Origin of the sequence: Streptomyces sp. NPDC058308 (genome assembly GCF_042880275.1) — a bacterium.
Taxonomy (GTDB): Bacteria; Actinomycetota; Actinomycetes; order Streptomycetales; family Streptomycetaceae; genus Streptomyces.
The window spans coordinates 581478-595142 of record NZ_JBHVZA010000002.1 but is presented as its reverse complement, the minus strand read 5'-3'; the positions used below and the strand labels follow the sequence as shown (position 1 = coordinate 595142).

The window sequence follows — 13665 nt, the reverse complement described above, 5'->3', positions numbered from 1 at the left end:
AGAGCTAGCCGCGCAGCTCCTGCGTGCAGCACTTCACGCTGCCGCCGCCCTTGAGCAGCTCGCTCAGGTCCATTCCGATGGGTTCGTAGCCGCGTTCGCGCAGCGGTCCGAAGAGCCCCACCGCGGCCTGTGGGAGCAGCACGTGGAGCCCGTCGGAGACGGCGTTGAGCCCGAGCGCCGCGGCGTCCGGCTCCTCGGCGATCAACGCGTCGGGAAAGAGCCGCCGCAGCACCGCCTGGCTGCCGGGGGTGAAGGCGGGCGGGTAGTACACGACGTCGTCCGCCGCGTCGTCCAGGACGGCGAGTGCGGTGTCCAGGTGGTAGTAGCGGGGGTCGACCAGGTCCAGGCCGATCACCGGGCGGCCGAAGAACTCCTGCGCCTCGCCGTGCGAGAGCGGGCTGGCCCGGAAGCCGCGTCCGGCCAGGACGTAGGAGGCGGTGACGGCGAAGTCGCCCTCGCCCTCGTTGATGTGGGCGGGCTCGTGGATGTCGGTGAAGCCGTGCGCGCGGAACCACTCCAGGTGGGCCTCGGCCTCCCGCTCGCGCTCGCGGTAGGCGAAGCGCGCGCCGAGCACGCGTCCGCCGACGACGGTCGCGCCGTTCGCCGCGTAGACCATGTCCGGCAGGTCGGGCCGGGGGGTGAGCTCCTCGACGGTGTGGCCGAGGGCCCGGTACCGGTCGCGCAGGTCTTCCCACTGGGCGAGGGCCAGCGGGACGTCGACCGGCTTGGCGGGGTCCATCCAGGGGTTGATGGAGTAGGTGACCTTGAAGTGTGCCGGTGGGCACATCAGATAGCGCCGGGGTGTGGCGCGCCGAGGAGAGCGAGGATTACGGGACAAAGAAGGCTCCTCACGTACCGCAGGGTCAGCTGCCGCCCTTGGTGGGGCAGTTGAGCCCATAGTGCGGTGTGAGGAGCCTTCGCGCTGTGAACCGAACGGGTGGTTACGGAGATGGTCATCCCGCCACCCCCGCCGCCCCCGTCGCCGCCGCTCACCGTCCGCCGTGCGTCTCGCGTCCCTCCCGCAGCTTGCGCAGCAGCTCGCGCTTCTGCTCCTGGGGGCTGAGCGCTCCGCCATCCCGGCCGCCGCCGCGCCGCGCGCCGCGCAGGGCGGTGCGGGAGAGGTTGCTGCGGGTGCCGCCGACGCCCAGCATGCTTCCGGATCCGCCTCGGGTCATGGGGTCCTCCGCTCCATCGATGTTCGAGTGGTGATGTTCCAGCGATCGAGCGAGACGGTTCGTCTCGCTTCGGACTCCACCTTGAACGAGACGACACGTCTTGTCAAGACGGTACGTCTCGGTTCGGCTCGCTGCTACATTCGACGGCATGGCCCAGAAGACCGCCCCTGACTCCACGCGCCGCAGCGAACGCTCGCGCCGCGCGATCTACGACGCCGCCCTCGCCCTCGTCGACGAGGTCGGTTACGCCAAACTGACGATCGAGGCCGTCGCCGCCCGCGCCGGGGTCGGCAAGCAGACGATCTACCGCTGGTGGCCGTCCAAGGGCGCCGTCCTCCTGGACGCCTTCCTCGACCTCGCCGAGCAGGCCGCCAGGCAGGCCTCCGAGAAGGCAGGCCGGGAGGAGGCCGCGACGGAGATCCCGGACTCCGGGGACCTGGAGGCCGACCTCAAGTACGTGATGCGGGCCACCGTCGACGAGTTCAACGACGCCAAGTACGACGCCCCCTACCGCGCGCTCGCCGCCGAGGGGCTGCTCAACCCCGAGCTGGGCGCCGAGTTCGTCGAGAAGCTCCTGGAGCCGCAGCTCCAGCTCTACGTGAAGCGCGTGCGGCAGGCCCAGGAGGCGGGCCAGGTCGGGCCCGCCATCGACCCCCGCGTCGCGCTCGAAATGTGGACGAGCCCGCTCGCCCAGCGGTGGCTGATGCGCTCGGGCCCCCTCACCCACGCGTACGCCGACACGCTCGTCGAGTACGCGCTCTACGGCATCACCCCGCGCCCGACGGCCTCCTGAGCGCCCTGACCGTCCGGGCCGCCCCGGCCACCCCGGCCTTCCTGGTCTTCCTGACCTTCTTGACCTTCTTGACCGGCGTGCGCGAGAGCAGGCCGGGCGCGTCCGTGATCACGCCGTTGCAGCCGAGCCACAGCACCCGGTCCCGCTGCCCGGGTGAGGTCACGGTGTGCGCCCACACCCGCGGGATGCCCGAGTTCACCGCGCGCCGCAGATCGCTGTCGCGCGCCTTGTAGTCGACGTCCAGGACGTCCACGTAGGGCGCCCAGCCCTCCGGCCGGTCCGTGCGCATCTGCTTCTTGGAGCGCCACAGCTGGGCGAGCAGGCCCAGCTCGTGGGCGCGCAGGGCGACCGCCGGGCTGTTGCTGTTCACGAAGACCGAGCGGGTCAGCCCGCGGGCGCGCAGCAGCCGGGCGAGCGGCTTGAGGCTCTGCGGGTCCTTGGCCTCCAGCATCAGCATGATCCGGCCGCCGAACCGGTCGAGGACCTCCGCGACCGTCGGCGGCCGCTCCGGGCGCCAGTTGCCCGACAGCGTGACCCCGGGGCGCAGCCGGACCCCCAGCCAGTCCCACCGGTCCAGGGCGCGCACCGGGCCCGTGGAGAACGTGGTGCGGTCCAGGGTGTCGTCGTGCATGACCACCAGCGTGCCGTCGCGCAGTATCCGCGTATCGAAGTCGATGACCTGGGCGGTGCCGCGTCGGTAGGCCGTCAGCAGGCCCGACATGCTGTTCTCCGGTACTTCCAGGGCGCCGCCGCGGTGCGCCGTGTAGACGACGCGGGGGAGCGCCTCCACGGTCAGGGGGCCGCCGCCCCACTCGATCGGGGCGAGGAAGCCGTTCGGGGCCGTGAGGGTCAGCGCCGTGAGGCCTGTCAGCACAGTCTTAATGACCATGACGACCACGGTAGGGGGAAAAATCATTCCTTACTCCCCAATGACTCACTATGGCGTCCGGCGGCTGGCATCGCCCCGGCCACCCCGGATGTGGACTCCGGCCCCCGGGGGCGCAGGATGGTGGGACCATGGGTCATGCTTTCGGCACAACGGCGAGGTGAGGGGCTAGATGGGCGCGGAGTTCGGCAGCCGGTCCGGCGGGCAGGGCAGGATTTCCCAGTGGCTCCGCCGTCGTCCCAAGGACACGTCGGCGGATGACCGGGCCCGCGAGGACCTGCTGCTCGCCGCGGCGGGGGCCGGCCTGCCGCTCGCCCCGGCCGCGTATCCGTCGGGATACCGATGTTCGTGCGACCGCATCGGCTGCCCCACGCCCGCCCGCCACCCCGTCTCGTTCGCCTGGCAGACGCAGTCCACGACCGACCGCGGCCAGATCGAGCGGTGGGCTCGCCACCAGCCGCAGGCCAACTTCATCACCGCCACCGGCATGATCCACGACGTCCTCGACGTACCGCTGGACGCCGGTCTGGAGGCCCTGGAGCGGCTCCTCGCCGCCGGTATCGAGGTCGGCCCCGTCGCGGAGTCGGGCGGCAGCAACGGCCAGGGCCGGCTGCTCTTCTACACCGCGACCCGCGGCACCCCCGAGGACGAGGACGAGTGGTGGCCCTGCGAGCTGGACTGCCACCCCGAGACGATGGACGAGCACCCGGGCCTGCGCTGGCACTGCCGCGGTTCGTACGTCCTGGTGCCGCCCGCCCGGCTCCCCGGTGACCTGGAGGTGCGCTGGCTGCGCGGCCCCGAGCACCCCCTGCCGGACCCGCTGACGCTCCTGGAGACGCTCACCGACGAATGCGCGCGGGTCGCGGGGCAGCCCCAACAGGACGTCGCTGCCTGGCCGTTGAGGGGCTGAGCCGCACGGTCGAGGGGGCGTGACAGCGAGGGCCGGGATAGAGAGGCCGCGACAGAGAGGCCGGGACGGAGAGGGCGTGGCAGAGGGCTAGGCGCCCTTGGCGCCCGTCAGGCCCTGGATGCGGCCCAGGAACGCCACCTTCGCGCCGTCCGACTTCTTCGGGTCGACGACCACCTGGTTCGAGACCCGGTCCAGGAGCAGGGACTGCCGCACCTCGCCCTTGAGCAGCGCCTTCGCGTCCGCGCCGACCTTCGGGGTCAGGCCCTTGAACGCGGTCTGCTTCTCGTAGTGGTGCGTGGAGAAGAACACCATCGCGCCACCGTCCTCGGTGCGCAGCCCCAGCGGGGCGAACGCGCCGCCGTTCTGCGGCTCGTCGAGGTACTGCACGGCGAGCCCGGCGCGCCGGGAGTTCCTGTCGCGGTACGCCTTCCACCCCGAGGTGTGGTCACCCGGCGCGAAGGCGTCACCACCCGACTTCAAGTACGACGTGTACTCCTTGCCGAGGGCCGAGGGGGCCAGCGCGAGGTCCTTCGCGGCCACGTCCACCGGCTCGGCGAAGCCGTCCTTGTCCTTCTTCAGGTCCGGCAGCTTCCGCGGCGACACCAGGTTCAGATAGGTGGCCCGCCACAGCTCGTCGGGGCCGCCCTTCGTGAAGACCCACAGCCAGCGCAGGTCCGAGCGGCGGTTGGCCCGGGTGTCGGCCACGAAGTAGCGGGGCCAGCTGGCCTTCTTCGGGATCGCGTACGAGACGTCCGTGAGTTCCAGCGGCACATGGTTGGGGTTGCCGTCGGGGTGCTGTACGCCACGGGACTTCAGGCCGCCCTGGTTGATGGCGCCCAGCGGGCCGGTGATGCGGGCGGCGTCCGCGGCCGGGTCGAAGGTCTTGTCGGCCTTGTTGTACGCGGCGAGAAAGTCCTTGAGCGCGCGGGCGGCCTCGGATCTGGTGGCCGCGGGCACCACCTCCCGCTCACCGTGCACGGTCACACAGCCGCTCGCGCCCAACGCGAGAACCGTCACCGCCGCCGACGCCATGACGGGCCGACGGGGACCGCGGACCCTGGACACGTTGCTCATCGGAATTCCTTCACCTACCCCTTCCGGGCCCGAACCTTATCGGGCCCGGGAAGAGGCCGTGCGGTGCGGGTCAGTTCTCCTGCAGGAGCTGCGCGTTGACCCAGCCGCGCTTGCTGGTGCGCGGCAGGTCGCCGTAGTACCACTGGGTGCCGCGCTTGACCGTGTAGCAGCGGACGTAGACGTTGTCGAACCACTCGAGGCGCTTGCGCTTGCTGTAGCTGGAGCCGGGGCCCGAGTACGCGGTGGCGCCCACGTTGATGACCATCATGTTGTGGTTCTTGACGTTCTTGGTGCAGGCGCTGCCGCCGACCGCGGAGGCGGCGGGGGCGGTCATGAGCGAGGCGCCGAGCGCCACGGCGGTCGCCGCGGTCAGCGTGGCGATGCTCTTCCCGAAACGGGACGTTCGCATGGGGGGAATCCTCAGATGTCGGTCAACTGGTGAACGACGATCATAGGCACGGGAGTTCGAGCCGGCCGCCGCCCGGGTCAGCCCTGTTCCGTAACTGTTGCCTTCGCCGGCTCCCGGGACCCGCGCGGCGCGGACAGCCCCGGCGCGAAGAAGAACGCCAGCGTCGGCACCAGATACAGCAGCCACACCACGACCTGCAGCACGGTCGGATCCGGCTGGAAGTTGAAGACGCCCTTGAGCAGCGTGCCGTACCAGCTGTCCGGCGGGATCGTCGCGCTCACGTCGAACGCCTTGTCCCGCAGCCCGCCGATGAACTCCGCCTCCTGGAGGTCGTGCACGCCGTACGCGAGGACGCCCGCCGCCACGACGACCAGCATCGCGCCGGTCCAGGTGAAGAACTTCGCGAGGTTGATGCGGACCGCGCCCTTATAGAACAGCCAGCCGAGCGCGACCGCGGTGAGCAGCCCCAGGACCACGCCGAGCAGCGGACCGTGCGAGCCGTCGTTCGACGCCCGGACCGAGGCCCAGACGAACAGCGCCGTCTCCAGGCCCTCCCGGCCCACCGCGAGGAACGCGGTCGCCACCAGCGCGGCCGTGCCCATCTGCAGGGCCACGTCGAGCTTGGCGCCGAGCTCGGCCTTCAAGTGCCGTGCGGTGCGCCGCATCCAGAAGACCATCCACGTCACGAGGCCCACGGCGACGATCGACAGCGAACCGCCGAGCGCCTCCTGCGCCTGGAACGTCAGCTCCTGCGAACCGAAGGTCAGCGCGCAGCCGAAGCCGAGCGCCAGCGCCACCGCGACACCGATGCCGATCCAGATGGGCAGGAGCGCGTCCCGCCGCCCGGTCTTCACCAGGTAGGCGATGAGGATGCAGACGACCAGGCTGGCCTCAAGACCCTCGCGCAGGCCGATCAGATAGTTGCCGAACATCGGCTCACGCCTTCCCGGTGAACAGGCCCTTGCCCCACCAGTCGTCCTTGCCACGGACGCCCGGCGGGACCGCGAAGACCGCGGAACCCACGTGCTGGATGTATTCGTTGAGCGCGTCGGAGCGCGACAGGCTGCGCTGGACCGGGATGAAGCCCTTGCGGACGTCCCGCTGGTAGGCGAGGAAGAACAGCCCCGCGTCCAGGCGGCCGAGGCCGTCGGTGCCGTCCGTGAAGGAGTAGCCGCGGCGCAGGATCGTCGCCCCGTGGTTGGCGTCGGGGTGCGCGAGCCGCACGTGCGCGTCGGGCTTCATCGCCTTCAGGAACGGCTCGTCGTGCTCCTTGGCCTTGCCGACCGGGGCGCCCTCGCCCTTGTCGCGCCCGAACACGTCCTCCTGCTCGCCGAGCGAGGTCCGGTCCCACGTCTCGATGTTCATGCGGATGCGACGCGCCACGAGATAGGAGCCGCCGGTCATCCAGCCGGGCCCGTCCTTCTCGCCGACCCACACGTGGCCGTCGAGGGCGGCGGAGTCCCGGCCCGACACGTTGCGGGTGCCGTCCTTGAAGCCGAACAGGTTACGGGGGGTCTGCGCGTCCGGCGTCGTCGACGACGTCTTGCCGAAGCCCAGCTGGGACCAGCGCACCGCGACCTTGCCGAAGCCGATGCGGGCGAGGTTGCGGATGGCGTGCACGGCGACCTGCGGGTCGTCCGCGCAGGCCTGCACGCACAGGTCGCCGCCGCTGCGGGCCTTGTCGAGGTTGTCGCCGGGGAACTTGGGCAGATCGACCAGGGCCTCGGGGCGCCGGTCCGCGAGGCCGAACTTCTCGAAGAGGGAGGGCCCGAAGCCGACCGTCAGCGTCAGCCGGGACGGCTTGAGGCCGACCGCCTCGCCGGTGTCGTCCGGCGGCGCCTCGGCGAGCCCGCCGAACGCGCCCTCGCCGACCGCGTGGCCCGCCGTCATCCGCTCCGCGGCCCGCGTCCAGTCCTTGAGGAGCTGCACGAACTCCTCGCGGTCGGCCGTCTTCACGTCGAACGCGGCGAAGTGGAGGCGGTCCTGGACGGCGGTCGCGATGCCCGCCTGGTGCGCGCCGTGGAAGGGGACGGCCGTCCCCGACTCGGCGGCGGGCGCCGCCTCGTCGTCGGAACGGGTCATCGCCACCGCGCCGCCCGCCGCGGCCGCGCCGAGCGCGAGCCCCGCGCCGCCCCAGCCGATGAGCGAACGCCTGGACGGCGTACGGGAGTTGTCCTCGGTCATCGTCGCTCCCTGCCGGTCACTTGGTCCTGGCGACGGTCGCGGCCAGCTTCGACAGCGGCTCCGCGAGCGCGTTGACGCCGTCGGACAGCTCCTTGGTGTCGGCCTTGCCGAGCTTTTCGTACGAGGTGAACTCGTAGGAGCCGGCGCCGCCCTCGCGGTACTTGTCCAGGAGCTTGTTCAGGGCCGCGAACTGCTTGTCGAGCTCCTTGGTGAGCTTGGCGTCGTTCTCGGCGGCGACGGGCTTGAGGAGCTCGTACGACTTCTGGGCGCCCTCGACGTTGGCCTTGAAGTCGACGAGGTCGGTGTGCGAGTAGCGCTCCTCCTCGCCGGTGACCTTGCCGGTGGCGACCTCGTCGAGGAGCTCCTTGGCGCCGTTGGCCATCGAGGTCGGCGTGATGACGGCCTTGCCGACCCGCTTCTGCCAGGCGAGGAGGTCCTTGTCGAGCAGCGTGGCGAGCTGCTTCTCGCGCGCGCCGATCTTCTTGTCCTTCCACAGGGCCCGCTCCAGGCGGTGCCAGCCCGTCCAGTCCTTCTCCACGTCCTGGTCGTCTGCCAGGCCGTCCTCGCGCACGTCGACCTTCGGGTCGATGTCGCCGAAGGACTCGGCGACGGGCTCGGTGCGCTCCCAGCCGATGCGGGAGTGGGCGTACGCCTTCTTCGCGGCGGCCAGGTCGCCCTTGCGGACGGCGTCGGTGAAGGCCTTCGTCTTCGGCAGCGTCGCGTCGGCCTGCTCCTGCGTGTACTCGCGATAGGCGGCGACGGCCTTGTCCAGGCGGGGATCGCGCTTCGCGGTCTTGCCGCCACCGGTGACGGTGACCTGCTGGCGGATGCCGTCGCCCTTCATGCCGGGCTTGCAGGCGATCTCGTACGAGCCCGCCTTCACCTCGGCGGTGAGCTTCTGCTTCGTGCCGGGGCCGATGTTCTCCCGCTCGCTGACGATGCGGTCGTCGGGGAAGAGGAGGTAGACCTCGGTGACCTTGGAGCCCTTGTTCTCGATGGCCAGCTCGACGTGCCCGGCGGAGAGCTTCTTCTCGGAGACCTCGCACGTGTCGTCGGTGGCGGTCACCCGCACGGTGTTGCCGCCGCCCTTGGCGTCGCTCTTCTCCGTGCAGCCCGTGACAGCGGTCAGGGCGGCCACGGCGGCGACGGCGGTGACGGCGGTGAGGCGTGCGGGTCGCACGGGTCGCATAGGGGCTCCAAGACGGGTCACGGACGGGATCCGGCCCCACCGCAAGCCGGTGAGGCCGACCTAACTTAACCGAGCCTTACCTCTGTAATACCCGCCTGTTCAGTGATTCAGCTCTCACGCCGCACGACCGCTCACGGACCGATCACGGACAATCGATGGATGACCCATGACCAGGTAAAGCAACGGTCAATGCGGATCTTCGGGGCCTCGCGGCGGGGCGATCACGGGGACGCCCGTGCGCGCGGCCCCCTCGGGCGGTGGGGCGGCGGCGACAGGGCACGGAGACCGCGTGATGTTTGAATACCCGGGTGACTGAGGCACTCGACGCACTCGACGCCCTCGACGTGGTGCGCGTCTTCTGTGGGCCCGACGGCCGGCACGGCAACGAACTCGGTGTCGTGCGCGACGGGGCCCGCATGCGCGTGCCCGGCGACCGGCAGGCGTTCGCCGGGAAACTCGGCTTCAGCGAGACGGTCTTCGTCGACGACCCCGAGCGCGGTGTCATCGACATCTACACCCCGACCCTGCGCCTGCCCTTCGCGGGCCACCCCTGCGTCGGTACGGCGTGGCTCCTCGACGTGCCCGAACTCGTCACGCCCGCGGGGGTGGTCGAGGCCCGTCAGGACGGCGAGTTCAGCTGGATCACGGCGCGGGCGGACTGGGCGCCGCCGAGGACGCTGCGGCGGTACGGATCGGCGGCGGAGGTCGACGCGCTCGACGTGCCGCCGCAGGGGGAGTGGATCTACGCATGGGCCTGGGAGGACGAGGCGGCGGGCCGGGTGCGGGCGAGGGGCTTCCCCGGCCGGGGCGACGGCATCGACGAGGACGAGGCGACGGGCGCGGCGGCGCTCCTGCTGACGCACGAACTCGGCCGCGCCCTCAACATCACGCAGGGACGCGGCTCACAGCTTCTGACGGCGCCGGGGCCGGAGGGGTTGATCGAGGTAGGGGGGAGGGTCCGCCTGGCGACGAGCTCCACGCCCACGGGCGTTTCTTCCAGCCTCTCCGGCGTTTGAGGCGTTTGAGGCGTTTGAGGAGCGGGGCCCGGGGCCCGGGGGGAGTGGAGCCCGTGAGTCGTCCACCGGTCAGGCGCTCAACGGAAACTCGTCCCCCAACTCCCGAAACACCGCCGTATTCAAAGCGAACGCGCGCTTGCACTCGTCGACGATCCGCTTCTTCTCCAGCTCGTCCACGACCACCGCGTCGATCCCGTCGAGCAGCTCGCGGTAACCACGCTTGAACGCGGCCGGGTTGGATATTCCCTCGAACACATAGAACCGCACGCCGTCGCCCTTGCGGTCGAAGCCCCAGGTCTGCTCGGCCTTGCCGCGGATGATCTGGCCGCCGGAGAGGTCGCCGAGATAACGCGTGTAGTGGTGGGCGACATAGCCGCCCGGCCAGGTGCGGGCGCACTCCTCGATCCGTGCCGCGTATGCCGCGGTGGCGGGCAGCGGGGTGAGGCCGGCGCGCCAGTCCGCGCCCCGCAGGTGCGCGAGGTCGCGCTCCAGCTCGCTCACGCGCTCCAGCTCGGGCTGTATGAACGGCCCCGCGACGGGGTCGTCGAGCAGGGCCCGCGCGCCGTCCTCCAGGGCGCGGTACACGAACCACAGCTGTTCGGTGTAGCGCGTGTAGGCGTCGACGCCGAGCCTGCCGCCGAGCAGGTCACTCATGAAGGTCGAGGTCTCGGCCTCGGTGTGCTGCTCGTGCGACGCGGTGCGGATGACCGTCGAGAAGGGGGTGGGCGCCGTGTCCATGCGGGGCCTCCAAAGGGAGCCTGGGGATGGGGTGCCTGGGGGTGCTTGGTGCCTGGTGCCTGGGGGTGACGAGATGACGGGATGGCGGGAACCGGTGCGGCCCGTGGCCTCTGCAGATCATGGCAAGTTAGGCTTACCTAAGTCAACTGGTTCCCGACACCCTGTCGGTAAAACGTTACCCGCCTCCGGCTCAGGGAACCGTAAGGATCCGATCTTCTCCGGAGCCGCCTTCCCGGTACCTGCCGCAGGTGCCTCAGGCTCTTCAGGTCCCTCAGGGCAGGGTGAGGATCTCTGCCCCGGACTCTGTCACCACCAGCGTGTGCTCGAACTGCGCGGTCCGCTTCCGGTCCTTCGTGACGACGGTCCAGCCGTCGTCCCACATGTCGTACTCGTACGTGCCGAGCGTCAGCATCGGCTCGATCGTGAACGTCATGCCCGGCTGGATGACGGTCGTGGCGTGCGGGCTGTCGTAGTGCGGGACGATCAGGCCGGAGTGGAAGGACGAGTTGATGCCGTGGCCGGTGAAGTCACGGACCACGCCGTAACCGAACCGCTTCGCGTACGACTCGATGACCCGGCCGATGATGTTGATCTGGCGGCCGGGCCTGACGGCCTTGATGGCGCGGTTGAGGGACTCGCGGGTCCGCTCGACGAGCAGCTTCGACTCCTCGTCGACGTCGCCGACGAGGTACGTGGCGTTGTTGTCGCCGTGCACGCCGCCGATGTACGCCGTGACGTCGAGGTTGATGATGTCGCCGTCGTTCAGGACGGTGGAGTCGGGGATTCCGTGACAGATGACCTCGTTGACCGAGCTGCACAGCGACTTCGGGAAGCCGCGGTATCCCAGCGTCGAGGGGTAGGCACCGTGGTCGCACATGTACTCGTGCGCGACACGGTCCAGCTCATCGGTGGTCACGCCGGGCGCGATGTGCTTCGCGGCCTCTTCCATGGCGCGGGCGGCGATGCGGCCCGCGGTGCGCATCAACTCGATGGTCTCGGGGGACTGCACCTCGGGCCCCGTGTACGGGGTCGGCGCGGGCTTCCCCACATACTCCGGGCGCCTGATGTTGCCGGGTACGGAACGGATGGGGGAGAGCTCCCCGGGGACGAGCAGTGACTGGCCAGACATGCCAGCGAGTCTAGCCAGCCGTCGTGGGGCAGCATGGCCTCAGAGAGCGGGACCTCACCGAGGACGGAAGGAGCGGGTCATGGCGCTGTTCAAGAAGAAGACCGTGGGCAAGCCGGGCGAGTGGTTCTACTGCCTGGAGCACAACAAGGTCGAGGAGGGCCCGGACTGCCCCGGCAAGGACCGCATGGGCCCCTACGCGTCGCGCGAGGACGCGCAGCACGCGATGCGGACCGCTGAGGAGCGGAACCTGCAGTGGGAGACGGATCCTCGGTGGCATGATTCCGCTGCGCGGGGCGAGGACGACGGCTGATTCCCGTGGGGGGCGGGGGGGGGCTTTGCGCCGCTCCGCGGCGACGACTTTTCCCCGCTCCGCGGCGAGTTTCCTCGGCGCTCCGCGCCGGGCCCTACGCCGCTCCGCGGCGGGTTCTTCGCCGCTCCGCGGCGGGTTTCCCACCCGCCCACCCGTTTGCCCCGCGACGTCGGGTCGTCGTAGGGGCGCGTGGGTGGGGCCCGGGCGGGCGGCGTCCGACCGGACGGGTTGGGGTCAAGGTAAGGGCGGGTGGGTGGGGAGTGCTGGTTCCCGCAGGGGAGGCGGGGCTGTGGAGGTGCTGGTTCCCGCAGGGAGGCGGGGGTATGGGAGCGCCGGTCCCCGCAGGGTTGTGGGAGTGCCCGGCCCCGCGGGGCTGGGGGAGTGCCCGGCCCCGCGGGGCTGGGGGAGTGCCCATTCCCGCGGGGTTGTGGGTGTGCCGGTTCCCGCGGGGTGGGAGTGTGCCGGTTCCCGCTGGGGCGGGTGGTGTGGGGTTACGGCGTGGCCGGTTCTGGGGTGGGAGCGGTCGGGTCCGGGTCCGATGCGGTCGGGCCCGGGACATCTGACGCGGTTGGGCCCGGCGAAGAGGAGCTTTGCGGCGCCGCCCGGCGGCGCCGTTCCGCGTCAGGGTCCGTCGTCGCGTCGTACGAGACGAGTCGGGGGAGCACCGCCGCCAGGACGCCGACCGAGGCCACGCAGGCCAGGCCGCCCGACCAGATGGCGGGCCGCGTGCCCGTCCAGCCCGCCGCCGCGCCCGCGCGGACCTGGCCGAGCTGCGGGCCCACGCTGTACGACAGGACCTCGATCCCGGCCAGCCGCCCCCGCAGCTCGTCGGGGATGGTCTGGTTCCAGATGGTGGAGCGGCCGAGCCCGCTCGCCATGTCGCCCGCGCCCGCCAGCGCGAGGCAAGCGAGGACCACCCAGACGTTCGAGAACCAGCCCGCCGCGGTGACCGCCAGGCCCCAGCCCGCCGCCCCGAAGACCACGAGCAGCCCGTGCCGCCGCACCCGTGACGTCCATCCGCTGGTGACGCTGAACAGCAGCGAGCCGACCGCCCCCGCCGCGTACATCAGGCCGAGCGCCCACTCCGCTTCCAGGTCGTCCGCGAGGAACGGGAAGATCGTGTTGGGGAAGGCGAAGAACATCGCCGCCATGTCGATCGCGTACGTACCGAGGAGCACGGGCCGCGACCACGCGTACCGCGCGCCTTCCGCGAGCCCCTTCAGGGACGGCTTCGCCGCGTCGTGCGCGGCGGGTGCGGGGGAGAGCCGGGTGCACAGCGCGACCGACAGTACGAAGCAGACGGCCGTGACCCCGTACGCCGACGCGTGACCGGCGTACGCCACGACGACGCCCGCGAGGGACGGCGCCGCGATGGCGCCCACGTTCCACCGCAGGGAGTTCAGCGCGGCGGCCGCCGTCAGCTGGTCGTGCGGCACGATCCGCGCCATCAGGGAGTCGAGGGCGGGCCGTTGCAGCCCGGCGAGCGCGGAGACGCCCGCGGCGACCACGTACAGGGGCCACAGCAGCGGGTCGGGCAGGAGCGCGTTCACGAGGAGCACGACGGCCAGCAGGCCCAGCGCCGCCTCGGTCAGCAGGATTACCTTGCGCCGGTCGACGGCGTCGGCGAGCGCGCCGCCGTAGAGCCCGAAGACGATCAGCGGCACCAGCTCCACCGCGCCCATCGCGCCCACGGCGACCGGGGAGTCCGTCAGCTCCTTGATCTGCAGCGGCAGGGCGACCAGGGTCATGAAACTGCCGAACGTGGTGACGAGACCCTGCACCCACAGCAGCCGGAAGTCGCGGGTGGAACGCCAGGGGGAGAGGTCGGGCAGTATCGCGGAGAGAGGCACGA

15 protein-coding genes are annotated in these 13665 nt (G+C 71.1%); 4 read left to right on the top strand and 11 right to left on the bottom strand.

Going from position 1 to position 13665, the window contains the following annotated elements:
• Positions 1 to 4: 4 nt before the first annotated feature.
• Both ddaH and ACFVYL_RS05300 read right to left on the bottom strand, forming a co-directional pair.
• Complete coding sequence (ddaH, locus tag ACFVYL_RS05305) at positions 5 to 838, bottom strand: dimethylargininase (RefSeq protein WP_389712954.1); 834 nt, start codon at positions 836 to 838, stop codon at positions 5 to 7.
• A 151-nt stretch (positions 839 to 989) separates the two neighbouring features.
• The gene (locus ACFVYL_RS05300) at positions 990 to 1175 is read right to left on the bottom strand and encodes a DUF6243 family protein (protein ID WP_389712953.1); all 186 of its coding nucleotides are present in this window, start codon (positions 1173 to 1175) and stop codon (positions 990 to 992) included.
• A gap of 148 nt (positions 1176 to 1323) precedes the next feature.
• Here ACFVYL_RS05300 and ACFVYL_RS05295 point away from each other — a divergent pair, with 148 nt between their 5' ends.
• On the top strand, positions 1324 to 1968 hold the full coding sequence (locus ACFVYL_RS05295) for a TetR/AcrR family transcriptional regulator (RefSeq protein ID WP_389712952.1): 645 nt from the start codon (positions 1324 to 1326) through the stop codon (positions 1966 to 1968).
• On the opposite strand, the gene ACFVYL_RS05290 is transcribed toward ACFVYL_RS05295, so the two are convergent.
• Positions 1943 to 2857 (bottom strand): glycerophosphodiester phosphodiesterase, encoded by a 915-nt coding sequence (locus ACFVYL_RS05290; protein ID WP_389712951.1) that lies wholly within the window; start codon positions 2855 to 2857, stop codon positions 1943 to 1945. The two genes, ACFVYL_RS05295 and ACFVYL_RS05290, sit on opposite strands and share 26 nt — an antisense overlap.
• 169 nt (positions 2858 to 3026) lie before the next feature.
• Here ACFVYL_RS05290 and ACFVYL_RS05285 point away from each other — a divergent pair, with 169 nt between their 5' ends.
• Positions 3027 to 3764 (top strand): bifunctional DNA primase/polymerase, encoded by a 738-nt coding sequence (locus tag ACFVYL_RS05285; protein ID WP_389712950.1) that lies wholly within the window; start codon positions 3027 to 3029, stop codon positions 3762 to 3764.
• Positions 3765 to 3851: 87 nt separating this feature from the next.
• Here the strand turns inward: ACFVYL_RS05285 and ACFVYL_RS05280 are convergent, their stop codons facing one another.
• From ACFVYL_RS05280 to efeO, 5 genes are all read right to left on the bottom strand, one after another.
• Entirely contained in the window at positions 3852 to 4838 is a 987-nt protein-coding gene (locus ACFVYL_RS05280; protein WP_389712949.1) for a hypothetical protein, read from the bottom strand.
• A gap of 70 nt (positions 4839 to 4908) precedes the next feature.
• Positions 4909 to 5247 carry a hypothetical protein gene (locus ACFVYL_RS05275; protein ID WP_389712948.1) on the bottom strand — a complete coding sequence of 113 codons (339 nt, stop codon included), beginning with the start codon at positions 5245 to 5247 and terminating at the stop codon, positions 4909 to 4911.
• 77 nt (positions 5248 to 5324) lie between these two features.
• A complete protein-coding gene (efeU, locus tag ACFVYL_RS05270) occupies positions 5325 to 6179 on the bottom strand; it encodes an iron uptake transporter permease EfeU (protein ID WP_389712947.1) in 855 nt (284 codons plus the stop codon).
• 4 nt (positions 6180 to 6183) lie between these two features.
• Positions 6184 to 7431: an iron uptake transporter deferrochelatase/peroxidase subunit gene (gene efeB, locus ACFVYL_RS05265; protein WP_389712946.1), complete on the bottom strand. Its 1248-nt coding sequence runs from the start codon at positions 7429 to 7431 to the stop codon at positions 6184 to 6186.
• Between the two features lie 16 nt (positions 7432 to 7447).
• Positions 7448 to 8611: an iron uptake system protein EfeO gene (gene efeO, locus ACFVYL_RS05260; RefSeq protein ID WP_389713021.1), complete on the bottom strand. Its 1164-nt coding sequence runs from the start codon at positions 8609 to 8611 to the stop codon at positions 7448 to 7450.
• Positions 8612 to 8928: 317 nt separating this feature from the next.
• Between efeO and ACFVYL_RS05255 the strand changes: the two genes are divergently transcribed.
• Positions 8929 to 9636 carry a PhzF family phenazine biosynthesis protein gene (locus ACFVYL_RS05255; protein WP_389712945.1) on the top strand — a complete coding sequence of 236 codons (708 nt, stop codon included), beginning with the start codon at positions 8929 to 8931 and terminating at the stop codon, positions 9634 to 9636.
• A gap of 69 nt (positions 9637 to 9705) precedes the next feature.
• Here the strand turns inward: ACFVYL_RS05255 and ACFVYL_RS05250 are convergent, their stop codons facing one another.
• Together ACFVYL_RS05250 and map are read right to left on the bottom strand one after the other, a co-directional pair.
• Positions 9706 to 10374 (bottom strand): heme oxygenase (biliverdin-producing), encoded by a 669-nt coding sequence (locus ACFVYL_RS05250; protein WP_389712944.1) that lies wholly within the window; start codon positions 10372 to 10374, stop codon positions 9706 to 9708.
• Positions 10375 to 10645: 271 nt separating this feature from the next.
• Positions 10646 to 11503, bottom strand: a complete 858-nt coding sequence (map, locus tag ACFVYL_RS05245) for a type I methionyl aminopeptidase (protein ID WP_389712943.1) — start codon at positions 11501 to 11503, stop codon at positions 10646 to 10648.
• Positions 11504 to 11582: 79 nt separating this feature from the next.
• Here map and ACFVYL_RS05240 point away from each other — a divergent pair, with 79 nt between their 5' ends.
• Positions 11583 to 11813 (top strand): hypothetical protein, encoded by a 231-nt coding sequence (locus ACFVYL_RS05240; protein ID WP_389712942.1) that lies wholly within the window; start codon positions 11583 to 11585, stop codon positions 11811 to 11813.
• Positions 11814 to 12304: 491 nt separating this feature from the next.
• On the opposite strand, the gene ACFVYL_RS05235 is transcribed toward ACFVYL_RS05240, so the two are convergent.
• Entirely contained in the window at positions 12305 to 13663 is a 1359-nt protein-coding gene (locus ACFVYL_RS05235) for an MFS transporter (protein ID WP_389712941.1), read from the bottom strand.
• Positions 13664 to 13665 lie beyond the last annotated feature (2 nt).

Excerpts from the sequence above, each read along its gene's own strand:
- ACFVYL_RS05300 (WP_389712953.1), bottom strand. The coding sequence starts at position 1,175 with ATGACCCGAGGCGGATCCGGAAGCATGCTGGGCGTCGGCGGCACCCGC.
- ACFVYL_RS05295 (WP_389712952.1), top strand. The coding sequence starts at position 1,324 with ATGGCCCAGAAGACCGCCCCTGACTCCACGCGCCGCAGCGAACGCTCG.
- ACFVYL_RS05290 (WP_389712951.1), bottom strand. The coding sequence starts at position 2,857 with ATGGTCATTAAGACTGTGCTGACAGGCCTCACGGCGCTGACCCTCACG.
- ACFVYL_RS05285 (WP_389712950.1), top strand. The coding sequence starts at position 3,027 with ATGGGCGCGGAGTTCGGCAGCCGGTCCGGCGGGCAGGGCAGGATTTCC.
- ACFVYL_RS05280 (WP_389712949.1), bottom strand. The coding sequence starts at position 4,838 with ATGAGCAACGTGTCCAGGGTCCGCGGTCCCCGTCGGCCCGTCATGGCG.
- ACFVYL_RS05275 (WP_389712948.1), bottom strand. The coding sequence starts at position 5,247 with ATGCGAACGTCCCGTTTCGGGAAGAGCATCGCCACGCTGACCGCGGCG.
- efeU (WP_389712947.1), bottom strand. The coding sequence starts at position 6,179 with ATGTTCGGCAACTATCTGATCGGCCTGCGCGAGGGTCTTGAGGCCAGC.
- efeB (WP_389712946.1), bottom strand. The coding sequence starts at position 7,431 with ATGACCGAGGACAACTCCCGTACGCCGTCCAGGCGTTCGCTCATCGGC.
- ACFVYL_RS05250 (WP_389712944.1), bottom strand. The coding sequence starts at position 10,374 with ATGGACACGGCGCCCACCCCCTTCTCGACGGTCATCCGCACCGCGTCG.
- map (WP_389712943.1), bottom strand. The coding sequence starts at position 11,503 with ATGTCTGGCCAGTCACTGCTCGTCCCCGGGGAGCTCTCCCCCATCCGT.
- ACFVYL_RS05240 (WP_389712942.1), top strand. The coding sequence starts at position 11,583 with ATGGCGCTGTTCAAGAAGAAGACCGTGGGCAAGCCGGGCGAGTGGTTC.